Source organism: Gluconobacter oxydans DSM 3504, from assembly GCF_000583855.1.
Classification (GTDB): Bacteria; Pseudomonadota; Alphaproteobacteria; order Acetobacterales; family Acetobacteraceae; genus Gluconobacter; species Gluconobacter oxydans.
The window spans coordinates 282,743-303,699 of sequence record NZ_CP004373.1 but is presented as its reverse complement, the minus strand read 5'-3'; the positions used below and the strand labels follow the sequence as shown (position 1 = coordinate 303,699).

Sequence of the window (20,957 nt, the reverse complement as noted above, 5' to 3'; positions counted from 1 at the left end):
CATGAAGTTCTCTCTTTCCTGGCTGCGCGAACATCTTGATTTTACGGCTTCTGTTGAAGAAATCTGTGCCCGGCTGAATGTCATCGGGCTTGAGGTCGAGGGTGTTGAGAACCCTGCTGACCGTCTGGTGGGTTTCCGGACCGCCAAGATCGTCGAAGCGCACCGCCATCCGGATGCGGACCGGCTTCAGGTCTGCCGGGTTGCTGCGGGCGCCGGCTTTGAAGATGTGCAGGTCGTTTGCGGTGCGCCGAATGCGCGGGCCGGTCTGCATGTGATCTTTGCGACGCCGGGGACGTATGTTCCGGGGCTCGATATTACCATCAAGAAGGGCAAGATCCGCGGGCAGGACAGCGGCGGCATGCTGTGTTCGCTCCGTGAGCTCGGGATCGGCGAGGAAAGCAATGGCATTGCCGAACTTTCCGAAACGGCGCCGATCGGAGAGTCCTACGCCGCTTATGCTGAGCTGGATGATCCGGTCATCGAAATCGCCATTACGCCCAACCGTGGTGACGCGCTCAGCATCCGGGGCATTGCGCGGGATCTGGCTGCTGGCGGGATCGGGCATCTGAAGCCCTGGCTGACGGAAGCGGTGGAAGGCGATTTCCCCTCGCCGCTGACGTGGAAGACCGAGCACCCGGCCTGCCCGTATATCGTCGGACGTGTGATCCGGGGTGTGAAGAACGGGCCGAGCCCGGACTGGCTGCAGCGTCGTCTGGAATCGGTCGGGGTCAAGCCGATCTCGGCGCTTGTCGATGTGACGAACTACCTCACTTATGATCTCGGCCGTCCGCTGCATGTCTTTGATGTTGCAAAACTTAAAGGCGATACACTGACGGTGACGCATGCGGCCCGTGAGACCTTTACGGGGCTTGATGGGCGCGAATATGTGCTCGGCACCGAGGACATGGTCATTGTCGATGAAGCCGGTGTGCAGTCGCTTGCCGGTCTGATCGGCGGCGAGAGCAGTGGCGTGGATGAGAACACGACGGATGTGTTCGTGGAATCAGCCCTCTTTGATCCTGTGCGGATTGCCCTGACGGGACGTCGTCTGGCCATTCACACCGATGCGCGGCAGCGTTTCGAGCGCGGGATTGATCCGGCGCAGGTTCTCAACGGACTTGAAGCCGCGACGGTCATGATCCGCGATCTGTGTGGCGGTGAAGTCAGCGAGATCACCGAGGCTGGCGCCCTGCCGGACTGGAAACGGACGGCGAGGCTGCGGTTCGAGCGCCTGAAGACGCTGGGTGGTGTGGATATCGCGGCTGACGCTGCCGTGCGCTCCCTTGAGCATCTGGGCTTTGAGGTCACGGAACGGACGGAAGACGCCGCGACGTTCCTGGTGCCGTCCTGGCGTAATGACATTGCCTCGGGACAGGTGCTGGCGCAGGCCCCGACGCTGGATGAAGACGTGGCCATTCGCGCTGCCAGCCACGTTCAGGCGATGGAAGCGGAATGCGATCTGCTTGAGGAAGTGCTGCGGCTTTACGGGCTGGACAATGTTCCGGCGGTTGCGTTGCCGCAGACGACGGTTGTGCCGGCTCCGGCCGTCACGCCGCTTCAGGCGCGTGCGGCTCTGCTGCGTCGTGTCTGTGCGGCACGCGGGCTGACCGAGACGGTCGGGTTCTCGTTCGTGGCGCAGGATGATGCGGCCCTGTTCGGCGATGTGCCGGAAACGCAGCATCTGCTGAACCCGATTGCCACTGATCTGGATCAGCTCCGTCCGACGCCACTGATCAATCTGGCACGGGCCCTGTCACGCAATCTGGCCCGTGGCCTGGGTCTGTCGGGCGAGGGTGCGCTGTTCGAGGTTGGGCCGAGCTTCGATGCGACCGGGCAGCATCTGCGTCTGGCGGGTCTGCGGGCCGGTCTGACGGCGCGTGAGCCGGGTGTTGCGGCGCATGAAGCGACGCTCTGGGAGGCGAAGGCGGATCTGACCGCCGCTCTGGTGGCACTGGGAGTGCCGGAAGCGGCGCTGTCGGTCACGGCTGATGCCCCGCGATTCTATCATCCGGGCCGCTCGGGTCAGGTACGGCAGGGGCCGAAGATGGTTCTGGGGACGTTCGGCGAACTGCATCCGCGTGTTGCGCGGGCGCTGGGACTGAGCGGAACCGTGGTGGCGTTCGAGGTCTATCTGGATCAGGTGCCGCTGCCGAAGGCCAAGCGCAAAGCTGCGCCTGTTCTGTCGCCGTTGCAGCCTGTCCGGCGTGACTTCGCTTTCGTGGCGGGGCCGGATGTGGAAATCCAGGCGGTTCTGAAGGCCGCGCGGATGGCGGATCGCAATCTGGTGCAGGATGTCCGACTGTTTGACGTGTTCGAGGGTGGCAGTCTGCCGGAAGGACATCGTTCGCTCGGCGTGGAAGTGGTCTTGCAGCCACAGAGCGAGAGTCTTACGGATACGCAGCTTGAAGCGGTTTCCAAATCGGTGGAAGCTGCGGTTCTCAAGGCAACAGGGGCTGTGCTGCGTCGATGAACTCTCTTCCAGAATCCGGATCTGACGGACAGTCCTCGGCGGACCCTTCCCAAAAGGCCACGCCTTTGCCCCGTTACGGGCGGGTGATCTGGATTCTGGCGGGTGAGGCCAGCGGGGACGTTATTGGCGCGCGTCTCATGCAGGCACTCCATGCGCAGGACCCGTCGCTGGTGTTTGCCGGTGTCGGGGGCGGGCGCATGGAAGCGCTCGGGCTGCACAGCCTGTTTCCCATGAGCGATCTGGCCGTCATGGGACTGGTTGAGGTCGTGCCCCGTCTGCGGCAGCTCTCTCAGCGTCTGCTCGAAGCCGTGCAGGATATCGAGCTGCGCAAGCCGGATCTGGTTGTAACAATCGACAGCCCGGGCTTTACCCTGCGTCTGCTTCAGAAAATCGAGCGCTCAGGTATCAAGCGCGTGCACTATGTCGCGCCGCAGGTCTGGGCCTGGCGCGAAAACCGGGTCAAGGAGTTTCCGGGGCTCTGGGACAGGCTGCTTTGCCTCCTGCCGTTCGAACCGGAGTGGTTTGCACAGCGTGGGCTGGAAGGGCGGTTTGTCGGGCATCCGGTGCTTCAGTCCGGTGTGCGGCAGGGGAATGCCCAGCGTTTCCGGCTGCGGCACAATATTCCGGCTCATGCGCCGGTCGTGATCCTGATGCCAGGCAGCCGGCGTTCGGAAGCGCCCCGGCTTCTGCCAGTGTTCCGCAAGATGCTGGATATCCTGCGGGTGCAGTATCCGGATATCTGTCCGGTTATTCCGGTGGCGCCCGTGATTGCGCCGACGATCCGCCAGCTAATCCGCAAATGGCCGATCCAGCCGCATATCGTCACTGACATTCATGACAAGCATGATGCGTTTGCAGCGGCACAGTGCGCCCTGACCAAGTCAGGGACGTCCACGCTTGAGCTTGCGATGGGCAATGTGCCGATGGCGGTGACGTATCGCGTCAACCCGGTGACGGCGACGATTGCGCGGCGTCTGATCAAGGTGCCGCATGTGGCGATGGTCAATCTGCTGGCAGGGCGGGAGGTCGTGCCTGAACTGCTTCAGGAAAACTGTACGCCAAAGAAACTGGCCGAGACGGTCTCGAAGCTGCTGAGCGATCCGCAGATGGTGGAAAAGCAGCGTATGGCGTTTGCCGATGTGCTCGATAAGCTCTCGCCGCCTGTGGGGACGCCTGCGGATGCGGCGGCGGCCGAGATCATGGACCTTCTGAACGAACCGGTTTCCCGGTCGTCCAGAAGCTGAGATTTTAGCGCAGGAAGCCGACGAGACGTTCGGCTTCCTGAACGATCGGTTCTGAGATGCTGTTGGCGCGTTCGGCGCCAGCGCGCAGAACCGACAGAAGATGTGCCTCGTCCTGAAGCAGGCGCTGTGTTTCGCTGGCAACCGGCGCCAGACGTTCGACCAGAAGATCGGCGAGGGCGTTCTTGAACGGGCCAAAACCCTGACCGCTGAAACGGCTGAGAACAGCAGCCGGCGTTTCATCCGACATTGCGGCATAGATCGAGACGAGATTGCGGGCTTCCGGACGCTCGCTCAGGCCTTCCATTTCGCTGGGAAGCGGTTCGGAATCGGTCTTGGCGCGGCGGATTTTCAGGGCAATGTCGTCCGCCGTGTCGGTCAGGACGATCCGGCTTTGTTCAGACGGGTCAGACTTGGACATCTTCTTGCTGCCGTCACGCAGGCTCATGACGCGGGCTGCGGCAGGAGGAATGAATGCCTCGACCTGCGGGAAGAATTCCACGCCCATGTCGTGATTGAATTTCTGGGCAATATCGTTGGTGAGTTCGATATGCTGACGCTGGTCTTCGCCCACGGGCACGCGGGTCGCGTGGAAGGCCAGAATGTCGGCAGCCATCAGGTTCGGATAGACATACAGTCCGGCCGAGTGGTTCTCGCGGTTCTTGCCGGCCTTGTCCTTGAACTGCGTCATGCGGTTGAGCCAGCCGAGGCGGGAGACGCAGTTGAAGATCCAGCCGAGGCGGGCATGGGCACTGACGGCAGACTGGTTGTACAGACGGGTGGGTTCGATGCCGGCGGCGAGAAGGCAGGCTGTTGAACCCAGCGTCTGCTCGCGCAGGGTCTGCGGGTCCCAGGGCATGGTGATGGAATGCAGGTCCACCAGACAGAAGACGCAGTCATGATCTGCCTGCAGCGTGACCCAGTTGCGGATCGCTCCGAGATAGTTGCCCAGATGGGGAATGCCGGTTGGCTGGATGCCGGAAAATACGCGCTGCATGAATTCAGTCTTCAGTTTCTGAAAAAATCAGGGAAGGGGTGATGCGTTTCATCGAACGGGCGTCTGCAGGTCCAGCTTCTGGCGTTCCTGCAGAACCTCGGATGCCGACATCGGATGTGTGCGGGCGGAGGCAATGTCCGCAGCAGTGAATGTTGGAGCACTGCCGGACATTTCCTGGCTCGCGACGAAGGTCAGGATACGGGCGATTTCGTCATCAGGCAGGCGCTGGAAAGACGGCATGGCACCGTTGTAATGGCCGCCACCGGCTGTGATGGAGCCATCCAGTCCGTAAAGCAGGACATCGACGAGATAGTGATGACCCGCAGGCGTTTGCGCAATCGGGCCGACGCGTCCGAAAATTGGGGCGATTTCAGAGACCTGACCATGGCCGCCATGATGGCAGATACTGCATTCATTGGAGTATTCGCGCGGGGCCTGGATACGATTTTCCCAGGCATGGCCGATCACGAAGACTATCACCATGGAAATGGCGAGAAACAGGGGAAGCCGGACAGCGGGGTCAATTCTGATCACACTGTCGTTGTGGCATTTTCAGAGGCGTTTCAGCAAGGGCGGGCTTGGCAAAACGGTCGGAATAGGGCTCATGGCGCTATCGGAAGGAGCAATCATGACCGTCAGAGGACGTCTTGTACTGTATGTGGGGCCCATGTTTGCGGGCAAATCCGCGCATCTGATTGCCGCGGCAAAGCGGCAGACGGATGTTCTGGCGCTCAAGCCCGGGTTTGATACGCGCGATGGTTCGGAACTGGTGAGTCGGGACGGGTCGCATCTTGCGGCTGTTTCCGCGAATGCCTGGCCCGAGGATGCGGACCGCTACAGTCATATCGTTCTGGATGAGGGGCAGTTCTGGGTGGCGCCGCACTATCATGGCGATATCGTTGAGGATATCCGGGCTGCGCGTGCGCGGGGTGCGGATGTGACGGTCGGGGGACTGGATACCGATTACCGGCGTGTGCCGTTCGACGTCATGACACGCCTGATGGATGAGGCGGATGAGGTCATTGCCCTGACGGCGCGCTGCCATGTCTGTGGAGCGCCTGCGGCCTGGACCGCGAAGACCCACGAGACCGGGCATCTGCTGGAGACGGGCGATCAGGAACTTTATGAGGCGCGTTGTGATGCGCACTGGACCCTTCCGGACAGACCCTGAGGCCTGATCCGGAAGGAAGACGGCTGTTACTGCTGGCCGCCGTTATTGACGCCCAGGAGACGGATCTTGAAGATCAGCGGGCTGTTGGGCGGGATAATGCCCATGGAGCGCTTGCCGTAGCCGAGATTCGGCGGAAGGTAGAGCATCCATTCGTCACCGACATGCATCATGGGCAGCGCTTCGAGCCAGCCCTGCACGAGGCCGTCGAGCGGCATTTCCATATAGGCGCCGCTGCCATGCTGGTCAGAGCTGTCGAAGATGCCGCCATCGGGGAGGCGGCCTTCGTAGATGACCATGATGGTGGAGCCATGATGCGGGCTTTCACCATCCTTGGGACCCGACTGGAGAACCTTGTAGGACAGGCCGTCCGGCAGGGTCTTGACGCCGGGTTCAGCATGGATTTTCGCCATGAACTGCTCGGGCGTCAGGTCGGAATCATCCACCTGCTTGTGGCCACCGGCGCACCCTGTCAGGGCGAGGGCGCCACACAGGGCGAAAGCGGATGTAAGACGGATCAGACTGGTCATGGTCCCCCGGGGAGTCTGTTGAGAAATCAGAGCGTACCGCCGCGACGGCCGATCTGGCCGCCAAGCCGCAGGCGCAGGGCGTTGAGCTTGATGAAGCCCTGGGCGTCCTGCTGATTATAGGCGCCTTCGTCGTCCTCGAAAGTCACGACGCGGGTATCATACAGGCTGTGCGGGCTTTCACGACCCACGCAGGTCACATTGCCCTTGTACAGGCGCATGCGGACACGGCCGGTCACGGAATGCTGGCTGGTGTCGATCAGGGCCTGAAGCATCCGGCGCTCGGGCGAGAACCAGAAGCCGTTATAGATGATCTCGGCATAGCGCGGCATGATGCTGTCCTTCAGATGGGCAGCTTCGCGGTCGAGCGTGATGCTTTCGATCGAGCGGTGGGCCGCCAGCAGGATCGTGCCGCCCGGCGTCTCGTAGATGCCGCGGGACTTCATGCCCACGAAGCGGTTCTCCACGATGTCGAGACGGCCGATACCGTTGTCACGGCCCAGTTCGTTCAGACGGGTCAACAGGGTTGCCGGGGTCATCTCGACGCCGTTGATGGCGACCGGGTCACCGCTGACGAAATCGATGGTGATTTCGGTTGCGACGTCGGGTGCGGCTTCCGGCGAGATCGTGCGCTGGAAGACGATTTCCTCGGCACCGATCGACGGGTCTTCGAGCAGCTTACCTTCGGAGGAGGAGTGCAGGAGGTTCGCGTCCACGGAGAACGGGGCTTCGCCGCGCTTGTCCTTCGTGACCGGGATCTGGTTCTCCTCGGCGAAGGCGAGCAGCTTTGTGCGGGACGTCAGGTCCCACTCACGCCACGGGGCAATGACCTTCACATCCGGCTTGAGCGAATAATAGCCGAGTTCGAAGCGGACCTGATCGTTGCCCTTGCCGGTTGCGCCATGGGCCACGGCATCGGCGCCGACGGCTTCGGCGATCTCGATCTGGCGCTGTGCGATCAGCGGGCGGGCGATGGACGTGCCCAGCAGGTACTGGCCTTCGTAAAGCGTATTGGCCCGGAACATCGGGAACACGAAATCCTTGACGAAGGTCTCGCGCAGATCCTCAACGAAGATCTCCTTGACGCCGAACATCTCAGCCTTCTTGCGGGCGGGTTCGAGCTCTTCACCCTGGCCGAGATCGGCGGTGAAGGTGACGACCTCGCAGTTATAGGTCTTCTGGAGCCAGCGGAGGATTACCGAAGTGTCCAGGCCGCCAGAATAGGCGAGCACAACTTTCTTGACGTCCTGGTGGGCGCTCATAACTGCGTGGTCCTTGGTGTGTTTCGTTTGAGAAGCGTTTCTAGCATCTCGGGGGGAAGAGGGAAACCGGGCGAATGTCAGGCGTCGGGGGTGGCGGACCGGCGCTGGCGCTCGCTTTCGGTCTTGAGCTGACCGCAGGCCGCGAGGATGTCCTGACCGCGCGGCGTGCGGATGGGAGAAGCGAAGCCGGCATCCATCACGATGTTGGCGAATTTCGCGAGCTGCTGGCGGGTCGAAGGCTGGAAATCCGAGCCGGGCCAAGGGTTGAACGGGATCAGGTTCACCTTGGCAGGCAGGTCACGGATCAGACGCACGAGCTCGCGGGCATCGGCTTCGCTGTCATTCACGCCACGGAGCATGATGTATTCGAAGGTGATGCGCCGGGAGTTGGACGCGGCCGGATAGCGGCGGCAGGCGGCAATCAGCTCTTCGATCGGGTATTTGCGGTTGAGCGGCACGATCTGGTCGCGCAATTCGTTGGTGACGGCATGCAGCGAGATCGCGAGGTTGATGCCAAGCTCATCGCCGCAACGGTCCATCATCGGGACCACACCGGACGTCGAGAGCGTGATGCGGCGGCGGGACAGGGCGATGCCTTCGCCATCCATAATGATCCGCATGGCCTTGGCGACATTTTCGTAATTGTAGAGCGGTTCGCCCATACCCATCAGGACGATGGTGGACAGGTAGCGCGGCATGTCTGCGCTGGGGCTGGGCCATTCGCCGTAGCTGTCGCGGGCTGCCATGAACTGGCCGACGATCTCGGCCGGGCCGAGGTTGCGGACGAGCTTCTGCGTCCCGGTGTGGCAGAAGGTGCAGGACAGCGTGCAGCCGACCTGTGAGGAAATGCAGACGGCGCCACGGTCTTCCCGACGGTCTGGGATGTAGACGGTTTCGGCTTCCTGACCGTCGCGGAAGCGGAAGAGGAACTTGCGCGTCTCGTCCACGGAGGTCTGTTCGGTCGCGGTCGTGGGGCGGCTGACGACGAAATGCTCGGCCAGTTTGGCCTGCATGGGCTTGGCGATGGTCGTCATGGCCGAGAAATCGGTCGCGCCCTGATGGTAGATCCAGTGCCAGAGCTGCTTGGCGCGGAAGGGCTTCTCGCCGATTTCCGTCATGAGTGTGGCCAGCTCTTCGCGTGACAGGCCCACCAGATCGCGCCGTCCGTCCGCAAGGCGTGCCTCGGGCGGCGCGAACAGGGCGGATTTCGCGTGGATGCGCTCGCGCTCGGCAGCGTTCAGGTCGTCAGAGGCGACGGAATTGATTCGGGGGCGGATATCGGGATGGATTACGGCTGTCATGGCGGCGGAGCCATAGCACGGGGAAGACCCGCAGTTCCAAAGGAAAAGCGCGGTCTTCCCCGTAAAACTATTTTAGAAAACTATTCCGCAGTGGCCTGTGCCGTGCCGATTTTTCTGGCTGCGATCAGGAACTCGCGATTGCCTTCGGGGCCAGTAATGGGGCTGGCCTCGATCCCGAGGATCTCCCAGCCGGGGAGGGCTGCGAACCATTCCCGGATTTCTTCGCAGACACGGTCGTGAACGGCCGGGTCCCGGACGACGCCTTTTGCGCCGACTTCCCCACGGCCTGCTTCGAACTGGGGCTTGATGAGCGCGACGGTCCAGGCATCCGGCGTCGTGAGTTCAAGGGCGGCAGGCAGGACGGTGCGCAGGCCGATGAAGCTGGCATCACAGACCACGATCCCGGCGGGTTCGGGGATCTGCTCGGCCGTCAGGGCGCGGGCGTTCGTCTTTTCCAGGACGACGACGCGTTCGTCCGAGCGGATTTTCCAGGCAAGCTGACCGTGTCCGACATCCACGGCATAGACCTTCTCGGCCCCATGGGTCAGCAGGACGTCCGTGAAGCCGCCTGTTGAGGCGCCAACATCGATTGCGATGCGGCCTTTCGGGTCCAGCCCGAAATGCTCGATGGCGTGGATCAGCTTGAGGCCGCCACGTGACACCCAGGGATGATCCTGCCCCTTGAGGGCGAGGGGCGCGTCTTCGGGGAGCTGGTCGCCGGCCTTCGCGATCCGGCGGTCACTCGTATAGACGAGGCCCGCCATGATCAGGGCCTGCGCCCGTGTCCGGCTTTCAACCAGCCCCCGGTCAACGAGGAGCTGGTCGGCACGGCGTTTGGCCATCAGTCGTTCAGGCGGACTGCTGGGCGACTTCGACGCCAAGGGCGTCTGCCGCGGTGCGTACGATATGCGGTGCGGTCAGGCCTGCGTCTTCGTACTGGGCGTCCTGCGTGTTGTGATCGATGTAGCGATCCGGCAGGGCCATCGGACGGAACTTCACCTTGTCCAGCAGGCCGGTCTCGGCGAGGTGCTGCACGACGAGGCTGCTGAAGCCGCCAATGGCGCCTTCTTCAATCGTGATGAAGACTTCGTGCTGGCGCGCGAGATCCTCGACGAGTGCCTTGTCGATCGGCTTGGCAAAGCGGGCATCGGCAACAGTGACAGGAACGCCCTGTGCGGCAAGCTGATCGGCTGCGCGCAGGGATTCGTGCATGCGGGGGCCAAGCGACAGGATGGCAACGCCACCGCGGGCATTCGGGGCCCGGCGTGCTTCACGCACGATGCGGCCCTTGCCGATTTCCAGAACTTCGCCTTTTTCCGGAAGATCCAGACCAATGCCGCTGCCACGCGGGTAGCGGAAAGCGATCGGGCCAGCATCGTATTCGCAGGCCGTGGCTGTGGCGTGCAGCAGTTCGACTTCGTCGGATGGTGCCATGACCACCATGTTCGGCAGGCAGCACAGATAGTTCAGGTCGAAGGCACCGGCATGGGTGGCGCCATCGGCACCGACCAGACCGGCACGGTCAATGGCGAAGCGGACCGGCAGGTTCTGCAGGGCAACGTCATGGACGACCTGGTCGTAGGCGCGCTGCAGGAAGGTCGAATAGATCGCGCAGAACGGGCGCAGACCTTCGGACGCGATACCGGCGGCGAAGGTGACGGCGTGCTGCTCGGCAATGCCGACGTCGAAGAAGCGGTCCGGATAGGCCTTGGCGAAAGCGTTCAGGCCCGTGCCGGACGGCATGGCGGCCGTGATGGTGATCAGCTTGTCGTCGGTCTTGGCGCGACGCATCAGTTCGCGGCTGAAGATGGACGTGTAGCTCGGCGGACCGGCGGGAGCCTTCTTCTGCTCGCCCGTAACCACGTTGAACTTGCTGACGGCGTGGTACTTGTCACCGGCGGCTTCTGCGGGTTTGTAGCCGCGGCCCTTCTCGGTGATGATGTGCAGCAGGATCGGGCCCTGATCGTCGGCATCGCGCAGGTTGCGCAGGATCGGCACGAGCTGGCTCATGTCGTGACCGTTGACCGGACCGACATAGTAGAAGCCGAGTTCTTCGAACAGCGTGCCGCCCGTGATCATGCCGCGGGCATATTCCTCGGCGCGCTTGGCGGTGCGCTCGATCTTGCCCGGAAGACGCTTGGCGACCTTGCCGGCCAGATCGCGCAGGCTGAAGAACTGGCGCGAGGACATCAGGCGGGACAGGTAGTCCGACATCGAACCGACCGGCGGTGCGATCGACATTTCGTTGTCGTTCAGCACCACGATCAGGCGGTTTGCGCCGGGGCCTGCGACAGCCGCGTTGTTCATGGCTTCATAGGCCATGCCAGCAGAGATCGAGCCGTCGCCGATCACGGCGATGACGTTGCGCTCATGATAGCTCGGGTCTTCTTCCGCGCGCAGGTGGTGCGCCACGGCCATGCCGAGGCCAGCCGAGATCGACGTGGAGGAATGGGCAGCGCCGAACGGGTCGTATTCGCTTTCTGCGCGGCGGGTGAAGCCGGACAGGCCTTCGGGCTGGCGCAGGGTACGGATGCGGTCGCGGCGGCCCGTCAGGATCTTGTGCGGGTAGGCCTGGTGTCCGACGTCCCAGATGATGCGGTCATCCGGCGTGTTGAAGACGGCGTGCAGGGCGACGGTCAGTTCGACCACGCCGAGAGACGCGCCGAGATGGCCGCCCGTGGTGGAGACGGCATCAACGGTTTCAGAGCGCAGTTCGTCGGCAAGCTGCTTGAGCTGGTCGACGGACAGGTTCCGCATGTCGGCAGGGAAGCGGACGCGATCCAGCTCCGGATAGCGGCCATAGGTGGGAATCGTGGAGGACTTCTTGCTCATGGGATCAGTTCCTGCGCTCGACGACATAATCTGCCAGAGCCCTGAGGGCGTCGGCCTGTGCACCGAAAGATGAAAGGGCCTCCCGGGCCCGGTCGCTCAGGCGACGGGCTTCGGCGCGGGCACCGTCAATGCCAAGCAGGGAGACATAGGTTGACTTACCGCTGGCTTCATCTTTGCCTGCGGTTTTGCCGAGTTCCTCGGCGGTTGCTGTGGAGTCCAGAACGTCGTCCGCAACCTGGAAGGCGGTACCGAGATCGCGGCCATAGGCGACGATGGCGGCACGGCGGGCGTCGTCCACATCGGCGAGAATGGCGCCGGACTCGGCGGCATAGCGGATGAGGGCACCGGTTTTCAGGGCGTGCAGACGACGGACCTGGTCCAGCGGGAGGGCGCGGCCTTCGCCGCGAATGTCGATGACCTGACCGCCGACCATGCCGGCTGATCCGGAAGCCTGTGCAAGCGCAAGGGCCAGATTGGCGCGGACGGTCGCGTTGGGGCTGGTTTCAGGCTCGACGAGAATTTCGAAAGCGCGGGTCTGAAGAGCGTCACCGGCCAGAATCGCGATGGCTTCGTCAAACTGCTTATGCGTGGACGGCTGGCCGCGCCGCAGATCGTCATCATCCATGGACGGCAGATCGTCATGCACCAGCGAATAGGCGTGAAGCAGTTCAACCGATGCGGCGACACGCAGGGCGGCCTTGCGGTCTGCGCCGAACAGCGTTGCCACTTCGACAGCCAGGAAGCCACGCAGACGCTTGCCGCCACCGAGGGCTGCGTAACGCATGGCTTCAATAAGAACGGACTCGTCTCCCGGCACCATGGGCAGCAGGGTGTCGATCGTGTTTTCGATCTCGGAACAGGCGCGGGCGAGCGCGTCCTTCAGGGAAACAGACGTGGTAGGGGCATTCATCGGCCGGACTCTCCGGTATCGGCAAGAGGCTCCGTGCCTGTCGTGCCGTCATCGTTCTGCACGATGGCGCGGACACGCATCTCGGCCTCTCCCAGCTTCGCATCACAGTGCCTGCGCAGAGCAGCACCGCGTTCATAGGCGGAAATAGCGTCCTCGAGCTTCATCTGGCCGCCTTCAAGGCCGCGGACGATCCGCTCCAGTTCGGAGAGGGCATCCTCGAAAGACATGGCATCAATGGGTTCGGGCATGAAAAGCCTCAAGGCACACTTTGGAACAAGGTAGCGAGGGGATTACAGGCAGAAGACAGGTTTTGCCAGCCCCGAGCATGGGAACGCTGGAGTTTCTTCAGGACGGTGACGTTTCTGCACGTCGCCGGATCATGAAGGAAAGAACGCCTGCGGTGTCCGTAAACGCAATGAGCGCATGGCCGGTTTCGCGGCAGTAAGACTGGAAATCGGCCACCGATGCGCGGTCCGTCGCGAGGATGCGCAGTCTGGCACCGGGCGGCATGTCGCGAAGGGCGCGGTTGGCTTTGAGAACAGGCATCGGACAGGCCAGGCCACGCAGGTCAAGGAGTGTTTCTGTCGGGGGAGCGCTCATGGGGCACTATTATGCGCCTATCCGGCAGGAGGGCCAAGGCGGGTTTTCCTGTGCCAGATGGTGGTTTTCAGGTTTTCGTTGAAAAACGGCGTGTTTGTTTCTATATTAATGGCTTAATGCCACAAAAAGCGTTCCCCTCGGGGAGCGCTTTTTTTATTTGGGGGACGGCATGTCGGACAGGGAAGGCCTGACAATCAGTCTGGCTGATGGAAATGAGAGACGCGCTTATACGCTTCGGATGCTTGAGGACCGGGTTCTGCGGCTGGAGACGATCGCAGGTGGACTGTCTGATCGATACGAGGAACTGCGTACCGAGATGCGGCAGGAAATTTCGTCTCTGCGGGATCAGATGAAGCTGCTGGAAGCGAAGGTTGACGAGGGGAATCGTGTCGTCAACGGCAAGCTGGATCGCCTGATCGGGGGGCGGGCGGTCATTACCGGGATCATCACGCTGGCAACATCCATTCTTGGGACGGGAATGGTGCATTTTGCCCTGTCCCTGAGCACGAAGTGAGGGGGCGGCATGAGCGGAATTGATGCGGGCCAGCTCAAGCATCTGGTGGTTGCTCCGGCGCTGGCGGCGCTGGGACTTGATGGGGATGTTGCGGTCAATCTGGTGACGGGAACGGCTCTGGCGGAGAGCCGGGGGACTTATGTCAGGCAGATCGGTGGGGGACCGGCTCTGGGGCTGTGGCAGATGGAGCCTGCGACGCATGACGACTGCTGGGTCAATTTTCTGTGTTATCCGGTTGGAAAGCGGTTTGAGCGGATTCTGCAGGGGATGCTTTCGCAGGATCTGCCCAGGAGCGCGCAGCTGGTTTCAAACCTGAGATATGCGTCCGCGATGGCGCGTATCCGGTATTACCGGGTTTCGGCACCCTTGCCGGCGACGAGTGATCCGGCCGCTCTCAGCCGTTTTCACAAGCAGTATTACAATACGGCTGCGGGTGCGGCGGACCCGTTAAGTAATATTCCGTATTTCCGGCAGGCGGTCATGGTCTGAATATGGGGGAGCGGTGTCGGGGAATGTATGCATCACGCTCCCGACACCGCATGAGTGCTTAAACCGTTTCAATATGACCGAATAGTGGCAAGTGGCGTCGGAAATCGGATCGGGCCGGTTTGGGGATCAGGAAAGGGGCAGGGTCCGGATGGCCAGGTCGCCTTTGAATGTCGTGCTGCCGGTATGTGTCAGGGAGAGGCCGCGGTGCAGCGAGACGCTTCCGCCGATTGCGATCCAGCGGCGGCAGAACGCGAAATCTTCGGAAAGATAGGTACGGGTTTCGGGATCGATCAGGCAGTCGAAAAGAGCGTAGGCGTCTGAGGACGGGGCGCCTGGGCTGCTGCCTTCGGTTCTGGCGTCGATGCGGCTGTAACGCGTTTCCGGATAATGGGCGATCATGTCGAGCACCATCTGGCGCGTCATGAGCATGAAGCCGGTGCCAATATAGGAGACGGTCGCGATTCCGCCCGGTGCGCTGCCATCGTGAAGTGCGGTGCAGTCGCCGACATAGCGCAGGCTGGCCGTGGCGGCGGGTTCGCCTGCGGCGATGAAACGGTCCGTATCATGGTCCCAATAATGGGATTTCAGAGGGTAAGTCCCGCCGATCAGGGGACGATCTGCATCCAGAAGGGCGAGAATATCGGTGACGGAAAAGCCAATGTCGCTGTCGATGAAGAGAAGATGGGACGCATCGGTCATGGTCACGAACTGATGCAGCAGCGTGTTCCGTGCCCGGGTGATGAGGGCATCGCTTCCGATGGTCGAGAGCGTCAGTTGCAGGTTATGGGTCGGGGCGGCGGCCATGCAGCCGATGAGGGACTGCATGTAGCTCAGTGTGACGGTGCCACCGAAGCAGGGCGTGGCAATGAAGACGTGGCGGGGTGTGGCGGAGCAGGAAGTCATGCAAGACAGCCTGCCCGGAAGGCATGAAAAAAGGATTAAAACTGCGTCTGGAAAGTAATCATGCGCCCATATGGGCCTGAAGGATCATGTAAAAGACGAAGGCGGCATCCAGACCGAGAACGATGGGTGTCAGGCGCTGGAACTGGCGCATGGCGATGGCGATGGCGGTGTAGATCAGCAGGCCGCACGACAGGCTCAGCATGAAATTTCCCGTTACACCTGCGATGAGCAGCATTGTCAGGGGCGGGATGGCTTCTGCGGGTGTTTCCGCGACCCGGCTGAGGCTGCCGAGCATGTTCAGTCCCACGAGAATGAGCACGGGGGCTGTGGCAATGGCCGGAATGGCGGTGATGAGCGGCCAGAACACCGAGGACAGGGCGAACAGGACGGCGACGACCAGCGCGCTCAGGCCTGTGCGACCACCGGCTTCAACCCCTGCAAGGCTCTCGACATAGGCGGAGACCGTGCAGGTTCCGAGCGAGGCGCCAATGATGCTCGCGGCACCGTCGGAACCGAAGGCACGATGATCGAGAGCGGGTTTCTCGACCGTTCCGTCCAGACCGGCACGGTGGGCGACGCTCATCATTGTTGCGGTCGCGTCGAAGAAATCACTTAGCAGGAAGTACAGGGTGATGGGGACGAGCAGTCCGAGATGGGAAAAATATTCGTGGAAATCGAAGGGCAGGAAGAGGTTGGTCGGGTAGTGCGGCCAGTCCAGAAGCTGCGCGGGCAGATGCGTGATCGGGCCGGAAGGCGTCTGGATGAAAAGGCCGGCCATGGTGATGGCCAGAATGGCGATGAGCAGACCTGCGGGGACGCGTAGCACCACGAGGATGGCGCTCAGGACGACACCTGCCATGCTGAGCAGAACGGACGGGTTGCTCAGGGATCCAAACGTCAGACCTTCGGATGAGGGGACGGCGATCCCGCCTGTTGTCAGGCCGATCCGGGCAATGAAGGCACCGAGGGCGATCTGGATGCCGAGGACGATCGAAGGCGGAAAGCCGCGGATGATGCGCTGGCGGATCTGGCTGAGGGAAAGAGCCGTAAAGCACAGGCCGCTGAACAGAACGACCGTGAAGGCCGTGCGCGGGCTGACATGGGCCTGCTGGACGACGACCTGCGCGAACAGGACGTTGCTGCTCATGGCGGGAGCCAAGGCGATGGGTAGTCTGGCCCAGAGCGCCATGAGCAATGTGCCGGCGACTGCACCGGCGATGGTCGTCATGACCATGTCATGGCGGTCCAGACCCGCCGCCGAGAGAATGGCGGGATTGACGGCCACGATATAGGCCATGGCCCCGAAAACCGTCAGTCCGGCAATGATCTCACGCGGGATCGTTGAACCGCGGGCCGTGATATGGAACCAGCGGTCGAGTCTGGATAGCAGCAAGCGGACGCTCCGGGGGCAGGGAATGGCTGGGCCAAGCTATAGTCAAAAAAGCCGTTCCTGCCACGGGCCGGATCATATCTTTTCATTTCGGGTTCGATTTTTTCTCCCAGGCCTTGCGGACTTCAGCTGGTGACAGGCGGCGGTGCGGGGTTTTTGCAGCTTTTCCAGCGGTGTGGGTTCCACTCCGTGCCTGTGCCTGTGCCTGTGCCTGTGCCTGTGCCTGTGCCTGTGCCGGGTGCGGAACGCTGCTAGGGCCAGCACCTGTGGTTTTGCCGGGAGCAATACCGGCAGCCGGATGCTCGTTGGCTTCCAGAATGGCTTTTTCACAAGCCGAGCCTTTGCCGACGCCAAGCTGGATCGTCGGGATCAGGGCTGCGGGCGGGAAGACGATCCCCAGGCCCACGGAGGCCGCGACGCGCCCGAGCAGTTCCGCGCCAGGCAGGATCGTCGGGCTTTTCATGGAACCAAAGATATGGACGGCGCCGGGCAGGGACAGGATCTGAGGTCCGATCGAGCGTGTCGTGACCGCGTAGTCCAGCGTGTCCTTGTGGAAATTGACGGTTCCCGTGCCCATCGTCCGGGTGGTGCCGGTCTGCAGGAGCATGGAGTTGGTGTGGACGATGCCGTCTTTCAGCGGCAGATCGGCCACGAGGCATTCCAGCTTGGAGCGGTCCGGGATGCCGAGGGCGGAGAGGACGGCAGAGCCCAGTTTGAGGCCCAGAAGATCTGGCAGCAGTGCCGTAACATCGCCGCCGCGATCCAGAACGAGGGTCGTGCCGCCGTCGCCATTTTCGACGAGGGTTGCGACCGAATTGCCGGTCGAGGTGAGGGTCACGTGACCGCCGATGGTGCCTTCGCCCTGGAACATGTCCTTCGACGTCATGACGCGGGACAGTGGCAGGCGCGAGACATCGAGGCGGAAGCGGGTGTGGAACTGCTCGTTTTTCGTTGGCTCCAGCGTGGCATTCGCGGAGATGGTGCCTGTTCCGGTTGCGAAGGTCAGGTGTTTGAGGTCAATGGCGCCGTCGCGAACGTTCAGCTCCGCGTCAATATTGTCCAGCGGCCAGTTTTTGTTGCGGATGTGATCGCCGTGATAGGTCAGATGGACGTTGGCGGCATTGAGTTTGGGGACATTGATCTTCTTGTCAGGCAGGACGCGTGCGCTGGCCGGTTCGGCTTTCTTTGCCTCGCCGGGCTGCGCACCGATGAAGCCGCCCAGATCCGCCAGATCAACTGAGTGCGAATGAAGCGCTGCTTCCACGAAGATCGGCTTCTGATGCGGATCGACGTTGATGTCTCCGCCGATATCCGAAGAGCCCATGTGCCCTTCAAATTTCTGGAAACGGATTGCGCGGTCGGAATAGGCCAGATTGCCGGTCACGCTGTAGGCCGGGGTTTGAGGTATGGGGACGCCTGTCAGCGGGTAGAGGAGCGCCATGTCAGGGCCGGCAAAATGCAGTGCCAGATTGGTGCCCTGGAAGTGGATCGGATCGTCAACCGTGCCGCGCAGCGTGACATAGGTCGGGCCGTTGGCGAGGCGTCCGTCGATCGGATAGGGGTGTGTTGCATCTGTCAGGCCGAGCAGGGCACCGCCGACGATATGGCCTGTGATCGGGGCCTGCGCGTATCGGCCCTTGAGGTCGATGACGAGATGTCCGTCATCTCCGTTTTTCGGCTCTTCGGTATGGATGAGGACATGCATGTCCGTCTTGAGCTTCGCCAGAGCCAGGCGGATATCGCCGTCATTGATTTCGATCTTGCCGAGCTTCGGCAGGGTCGTGGTGGACGATGAGGATGTCTGCGACGATGGATCGGAAGAGGATGCGAAACTGTAGTTGTTCGTGCCGTTGAGCAGCGAGACGATATCGCCTTTTGGGGTGTCGGCGCGGATCAGCGGCAGGGAGAGACCACCACCCGTCAGGTAACGCCAGACATCGACAGTAACTGTGATCGCCTTGGCGGAGGCGAAATCGTCCTTCTCTTTCTCGAAACCTTCCGGCTGACCGATTTTCAGGTCATCGACAGTGACGGTGGTTTTGAAACCGAGGCCGACATGCAGATGCGCGATGCTGACGGGACGGTGCAGGGCTGCGGTGCCCTTGCGATCGATATAGGGAACGAACCAGTCCCACTGCCAGACCAGGATCAGGATGACGATGGCAGCCACCAGTGTTCCCAGCACCCCCCCGACGGTTTTCAGGATCAGATGCCGCTTTCCCGGGCGGGTAGCGTGGCCATCTGGAGGGGAAGCGGGTCGGGGTGGGGTGCTGCTCAACGGGGTATTCTCCGAAATCCGGGGGCGTGTCAGAAAGAATCTGGTCGTTGCAAGTCACTCTAATTACGGACAGAACCGGGAACGGTTTCACAGCGCATGGGAAGATCAGCACGAATGGAGACAGTTGGAGGCGCCGATGAGCAGAAGAACTCTGGTCTGGTGGAACTGCGGCGTGTCAGCCGGAAGGCCCATGAGGCGGTCGATGAGGCATTTTCCCGGTTCGAGCTTGCGGATCCGCAATCCTATGGGGATTTTCTGACGGCCCATGCGCGTGTGCTTGGGGCTGCGGAGGCGTATCTTAGCCGACATGCGGCGTCACTGCCGGTCTGGCGTCCGCGGGCGGCGCTTCTGAAGAATGATCTGCTTCAGATGGGGCTGCCTGTCCCTGCCGTGCATGCGGAGTGCCTGCCGGGACGTGAGGGCACGGCGATGGGTGTTCTGTATGTGCTGGAGGGCTCGCGGCTTGGCGGGCGTGTTCTGTCCGCGCGCGTGGCAGAAGGGCTGCCCCGGACCTATCTGTCGGCGTTTCACCAGAAGGGAGAATGGCCGGCGTTTCTTGAGCGGCTCGGGCAGTATCTGGATGAAAGTGATGCGGTGCGCCGGCAGGCTGTGACGGAGGGCGCGGTCGCGACGTTTGCGCTGTTCCGCAAGAGTGCCGAACGTCAGGACTGATGCGGACGCACCGGCATGAGGCTTCGCGGGATCAGGCCGGGAAAGGTCTGTGCAAGGCGTTCTGCGTCTTCGGGGTCAAGCATCGCAATGGCACAGCCCAGTGCGCTGGCGTCTGGCGCCGGCAGCCGGTCGATCCCCCGCAGGAGATCGGCAAGACCATGGCCTTCCGCCGTCAGTACCATGAATGATGTCATCCGCGTGTAGAGTGCCGGAGTGGCGTCGATCTTGGTCAGGGCATGGTCGGGAATGGCGATCCGGATTTCTTCGCCACTGACGGGCGACAGGACCGTATTTTCCGCGATCATGACATGAAGCGGCACCATCGGCAGAAGCGTGGGCGAACCGGGAAGGGAAAGGTAGCGCCCTGGGAGGGGGTTTTCCGTGAAGAGGCAGGCGTTCCAGACATCCCCGTCCGACACCTCGAGTGCCATGATCAGGGGATTGTAACGGCCAAAGTTCATCTCTCCCGCCCCGACCGACACGAGAGAGCCCGTCTGCATGTCCCTCATCAGCTGCTTCGTCTGGCCGAGCATGCAGAAATGGAACTGCGGGGGTGTCCGGCGGGATGACGGCGCGGAAAGCTGTGCGGGTGTCAGGTCGAGATCCTGCAGAACGGTCCGGTCTGCATGGGTGACAGTGGCCTTGAGGCGCCAGTACAGATCCGTCAGCGACGCCTGTACGATGGAAGAGGCAATCCGGCGGCTTTCGGGCAGCCAGCGGCTCGCGCCTGTATATTCGGCGTCGTTGCGGTCGAAGTTCTGCCAGGCCTTGTCCGGCGTGGCGCTGGAGTTGCGCCGCAGGAAGCTTTCATGATCGCCGGCGGCGAAATGAAGGATACGGCTGTCGGACCAGGTCGCGTTTCTCTCAAGCGCGGAAAACGGATCGGGCAGAGTGCTGCCGATTCGGCGGGGCTGGACGAGATGGCGGACGACGCGATGATCCGGCAGGCTCAGCAGACCGTGCCGCGTGAAGGTCTCGACCGGAGAGAAGGGGGACGGAACCGTGCGGCCTGACGAGCCAAACAGGCACCAGTTTACCGGAAGTATGGAGGCAGATGCGGCGGCAGTGAACTCGGCGACGGACCGGGCGGATTCAAAATGCAGATACTCATCTACTGCCAGGATCATCATCCAGTCGAATTCGTTTTTGCCCTGCTCCAGAGCCATTTCGTGGAAGCGGGTCTGACGGTCCAGCCGTTCGGTCAGGGTCGTATCGGAAGAGTGGACGCGGATGTCGTAAAGCGTGGCCGCGTTGGAGAGAACCGCGGCTGTTCCGTCAGTCGAATGATCATCACAGACGATCAGGGTTGAAAACCCGATGGTCGCATGATGCGCGAGCCACCATCCGATCGTGTCGACTTCATTGTGAACGAACAGGATGGCAGCGCTTTTCGACATAAGGCA

At 62.1% G+C, this 20,957-nt stretch carries 20 protein-coding genes; 6 read left to right on the top strand and 14 right to left on the bottom strand.

All coding sequences use genetic code 11. The annotated features are described in order from the left end of the window. Position 1 precedes the first annotated feature (1 nt). The gene (pheT, locus tag GLS_RS01420; protein WP_041110717.1) at positions 2-2,470 is read left to right on the top strand and encodes a phenylalanine--tRNA ligase subunit beta; all 2,469 of its coding nucleotides are present in this window, start codon (positions 2-4) and stop codon (positions 2,468-2,470) included. Continuing rightward, positions 2,467-3,714, top strand: a complete 1,248-nt coding sequence (gene lpxB / locus GLS_RS01415) for a lipid-A-disaccharide synthase (protein ID WP_041110716.1) — start codon at positions 2,467-2,469, stop codon at positions 3,712-3,714. The genes pheT and lpxB overlap by 4 nt, the downstream gene beginning before the upstream one ends. A gap of 4 nt (positions 3,715-3,718) precedes the next feature. Here lpxB and trpS read toward each other — a convergent pair whose 3' ends face one another. Together trpS and GLS_RS01405 are read right to left on the bottom strand one after the other, a co-directional pair. After that, positions 3,719-4,708: a tryptophan--tRNA ligase gene (gene trpS / locus GLS_RS01410; protein ID WP_041110714.1), complete on the bottom strand. Its 990-nt coding sequence runs from the start codon at positions 4,706-4,708 to the stop codon at positions 3,719-3,721. A 48-nt stretch (positions 4,709-4,756) separates the two neighbouring features. Next, on the bottom strand, positions 4,757-5,242 hold the full coding sequence (locus GLS_RS01405) for a c-type cytochrome (protein ID WP_041110712.1): 486 nt from the start codon (positions 5,240-5,242) through the stop codon (positions 4,757-4,759). A 94-nt stretch (positions 5,243-5,336) separates the two neighbouring features. Between GLS_RS01405 and GLS_RS01400 the strand changes: the two genes are divergently transcribed. After that, positions 5,337-5,879, top strand: coding sequence for a thymidine kinase (locus GLS_RS01400; RefSeq protein ID WP_011251843.1), 543 nt, complete (start codon positions 5,337-5,339; stop codon positions 5,877-5,879). Positions 5,880-5,905: 26 nt separating this feature from the next. On the opposite strand, the gene GLS_RS01395 is transcribed toward GLS_RS01400, so the two are convergent. The 8 genes from GLS_RS01395 to GLS_RS01360 form a co-directional block, all read right to left on the bottom strand. Then, positions 5,906-6,406 carry an FKBP-type peptidyl-prolyl cis-trans isomerase gene (locus GLS_RS01395; RefSeq protein ID WP_011251842.1) on the bottom strand — a complete coding sequence of 167 codons (501 nt, stop codon included), beginning with the start codon at positions 6,404-6,406 and terminating at the stop codon, positions 5,906-5,908. 26 nt (positions 6,407-6,432) lie between these two features. Beyond that, a complete protein-coding gene (locus GLS_RS01390) occupies positions 6,433-7,665 on the bottom strand; it encodes an argininosuccinate synthase (RefSeq protein WP_011251841.1) in 1,233 nt (410 codons plus the stop codon). A 77-nt stretch (positions 7,666-7,742) separates the two neighbouring features. Further along, entirely contained in the window at positions 7,743-8,966 is a 1,224-nt protein-coding gene (gene rlmN / locus GLS_RS01385; protein WP_041110710.1) for a 23S rRNA (adenine(2503)-C(2))-methyltransferase RlmN, read from the bottom strand. Positions 8,967-9,046: 80 nt separating this feature from the next. Continuing rightward, positions 9,047-9,808, bottom strand: coding sequence for a TlyA family RNA methyltransferase (locus GLS_RS01380; protein WP_041110708.1), 762 nt, complete (start codon positions 9,806-9,808; stop codon positions 9,047-9,049). A 7-nt stretch (positions 9,809-9,815) separates the two neighbouring features. Continuing rightward, entirely contained in the window at positions 9,816-11,798 is a 1,983-nt protein-coding gene (gene dxs, locus GLS_RS01375) for a 1-deoxy-D-xylulose-5-phosphate synthase (protein WP_041110706.1), read from the bottom strand. 4 nt (positions 11,799-11,802) lie between these two features. Next, the gene (locus GLS_RS01370) at positions 11,803-12,708 is read right to left on the bottom strand and encodes a polyprenyl synthetase family protein (RefSeq protein WP_041110704.1); all 906 of its coding nucleotides are present in this window, start codon (positions 12,706-12,708) and stop codon (positions 11,803-11,805) included. Then, entirely contained in the window at positions 12,705-12,956 is a 252-nt protein-coding gene (locus GLS_RS01365) for an exodeoxyribonuclease VII small subunit (protein WP_011251836.1), read from the bottom strand. Before GLS_RS01365 ends, GLS_RS01370 begins: the two co-directional genes overlap by 4 nt. A 97-nt stretch (positions 12,957-13,053) precedes the next feature. Then, positions 13,054-13,308, bottom strand: coding sequence for a sulfurtransferase TusA family protein (locus GLS_RS01360; protein ID WP_011251835.1), 255 nt, complete (start codon positions 13,306-13,308; stop codon positions 13,054-13,056). Positions 13,309-13,477: 169 nt separating this feature from the next. Here GLS_RS01360 and GLS_RS01355 point away from each other — a divergent pair, with 169 nt between their 5' ends. Then, positions 13,478-13,822, top strand: a complete 345-nt coding sequence (locus GLS_RS01355) for a hypothetical protein (protein ID WP_041110702.1) — start codon at positions 13,478-13,480, stop codon at positions 13,820-13,822. 9 nt (positions 13,823-13,831) lie between these two features. Next, positions 13,832-14,311: a hypothetical protein gene (locus tag GLS_RS01350; protein WP_011251833.1), complete on the top strand. Its 480-nt coding sequence runs from the start codon at positions 13,832-13,834 to the stop codon at positions 14,309-14,311. Positions 14,312-14,437: 126 nt separating this feature from the next. On the opposite strand, the gene GLS_RS01345 is transcribed toward GLS_RS01350, so the two are convergent. The 3 genes from GLS_RS01345 to GLS_RS01335 all read right to left on the bottom strand — a co-directional run bounded on the left by GLS_RS01345 (position 14,438) and on the right by GLS_RS01335 (position 18,882). After that, entirely contained in the window at positions 14,438-15,214 is a 777-nt protein-coding gene (locus GLS_RS01345) for a hypothetical protein (RefSeq protein ID WP_041110701.1), read from the bottom strand. Between the two features lie 58 nt (positions 15,215-15,272). Continuing rightward, the gene (locus tag GLS_RS01340) at positions 15,273-16,604 is read right to left on the bottom strand and encodes an NCS2 family permease (RefSeq protein WP_041112541.1); all 1,332 of its coding nucleotides are present in this window, start codon (positions 16,602-16,604) and stop codon (positions 15,273-15,275) included. Between the two features lie 85 nt (positions 16,605-16,689). Beyond that, complete coding sequence (locus GLS_RS01335; RefSeq protein ID WP_041110700.1) at positions 16,690-18,882, bottom strand: AsmA family protein; 2,193 nt, start codon at positions 18,880-18,882, stop codon at positions 16,690-16,692. A gap of 114 nt (positions 18,883-18,996) precedes the next feature. Here GLS_RS01335 and GLS_RS01330 point away from each other — a divergent pair, with 114 nt between their 5' ends. Then, a complete protein-coding gene (locus tag GLS_RS01330) occupies positions 18,997-19,554 on the top strand; it encodes a biliverdin-producing heme oxygenase (protein ID WP_052327413.1) in 558 nt (185 codons plus the stop codon). Here GLS_RS01330 and GLS_RS01325 read toward each other — a convergent pair. Beyond that, on the bottom strand, positions 19,545-20,951 hold the full coding sequence (locus tag GLS_RS01325; protein ID WP_041110698.1) for a glycosyltransferase family 2 protein: 1,407 nt from the start codon (positions 20,949-20,951) through the stop codon (positions 19,545-19,547). The two genes, GLS_RS01330 and GLS_RS01325, sit on opposite strands and share 10 nt — an antisense overlap. Between the last annotated feature and the right edge of the window lie 6 nt (positions 20,952-20,957).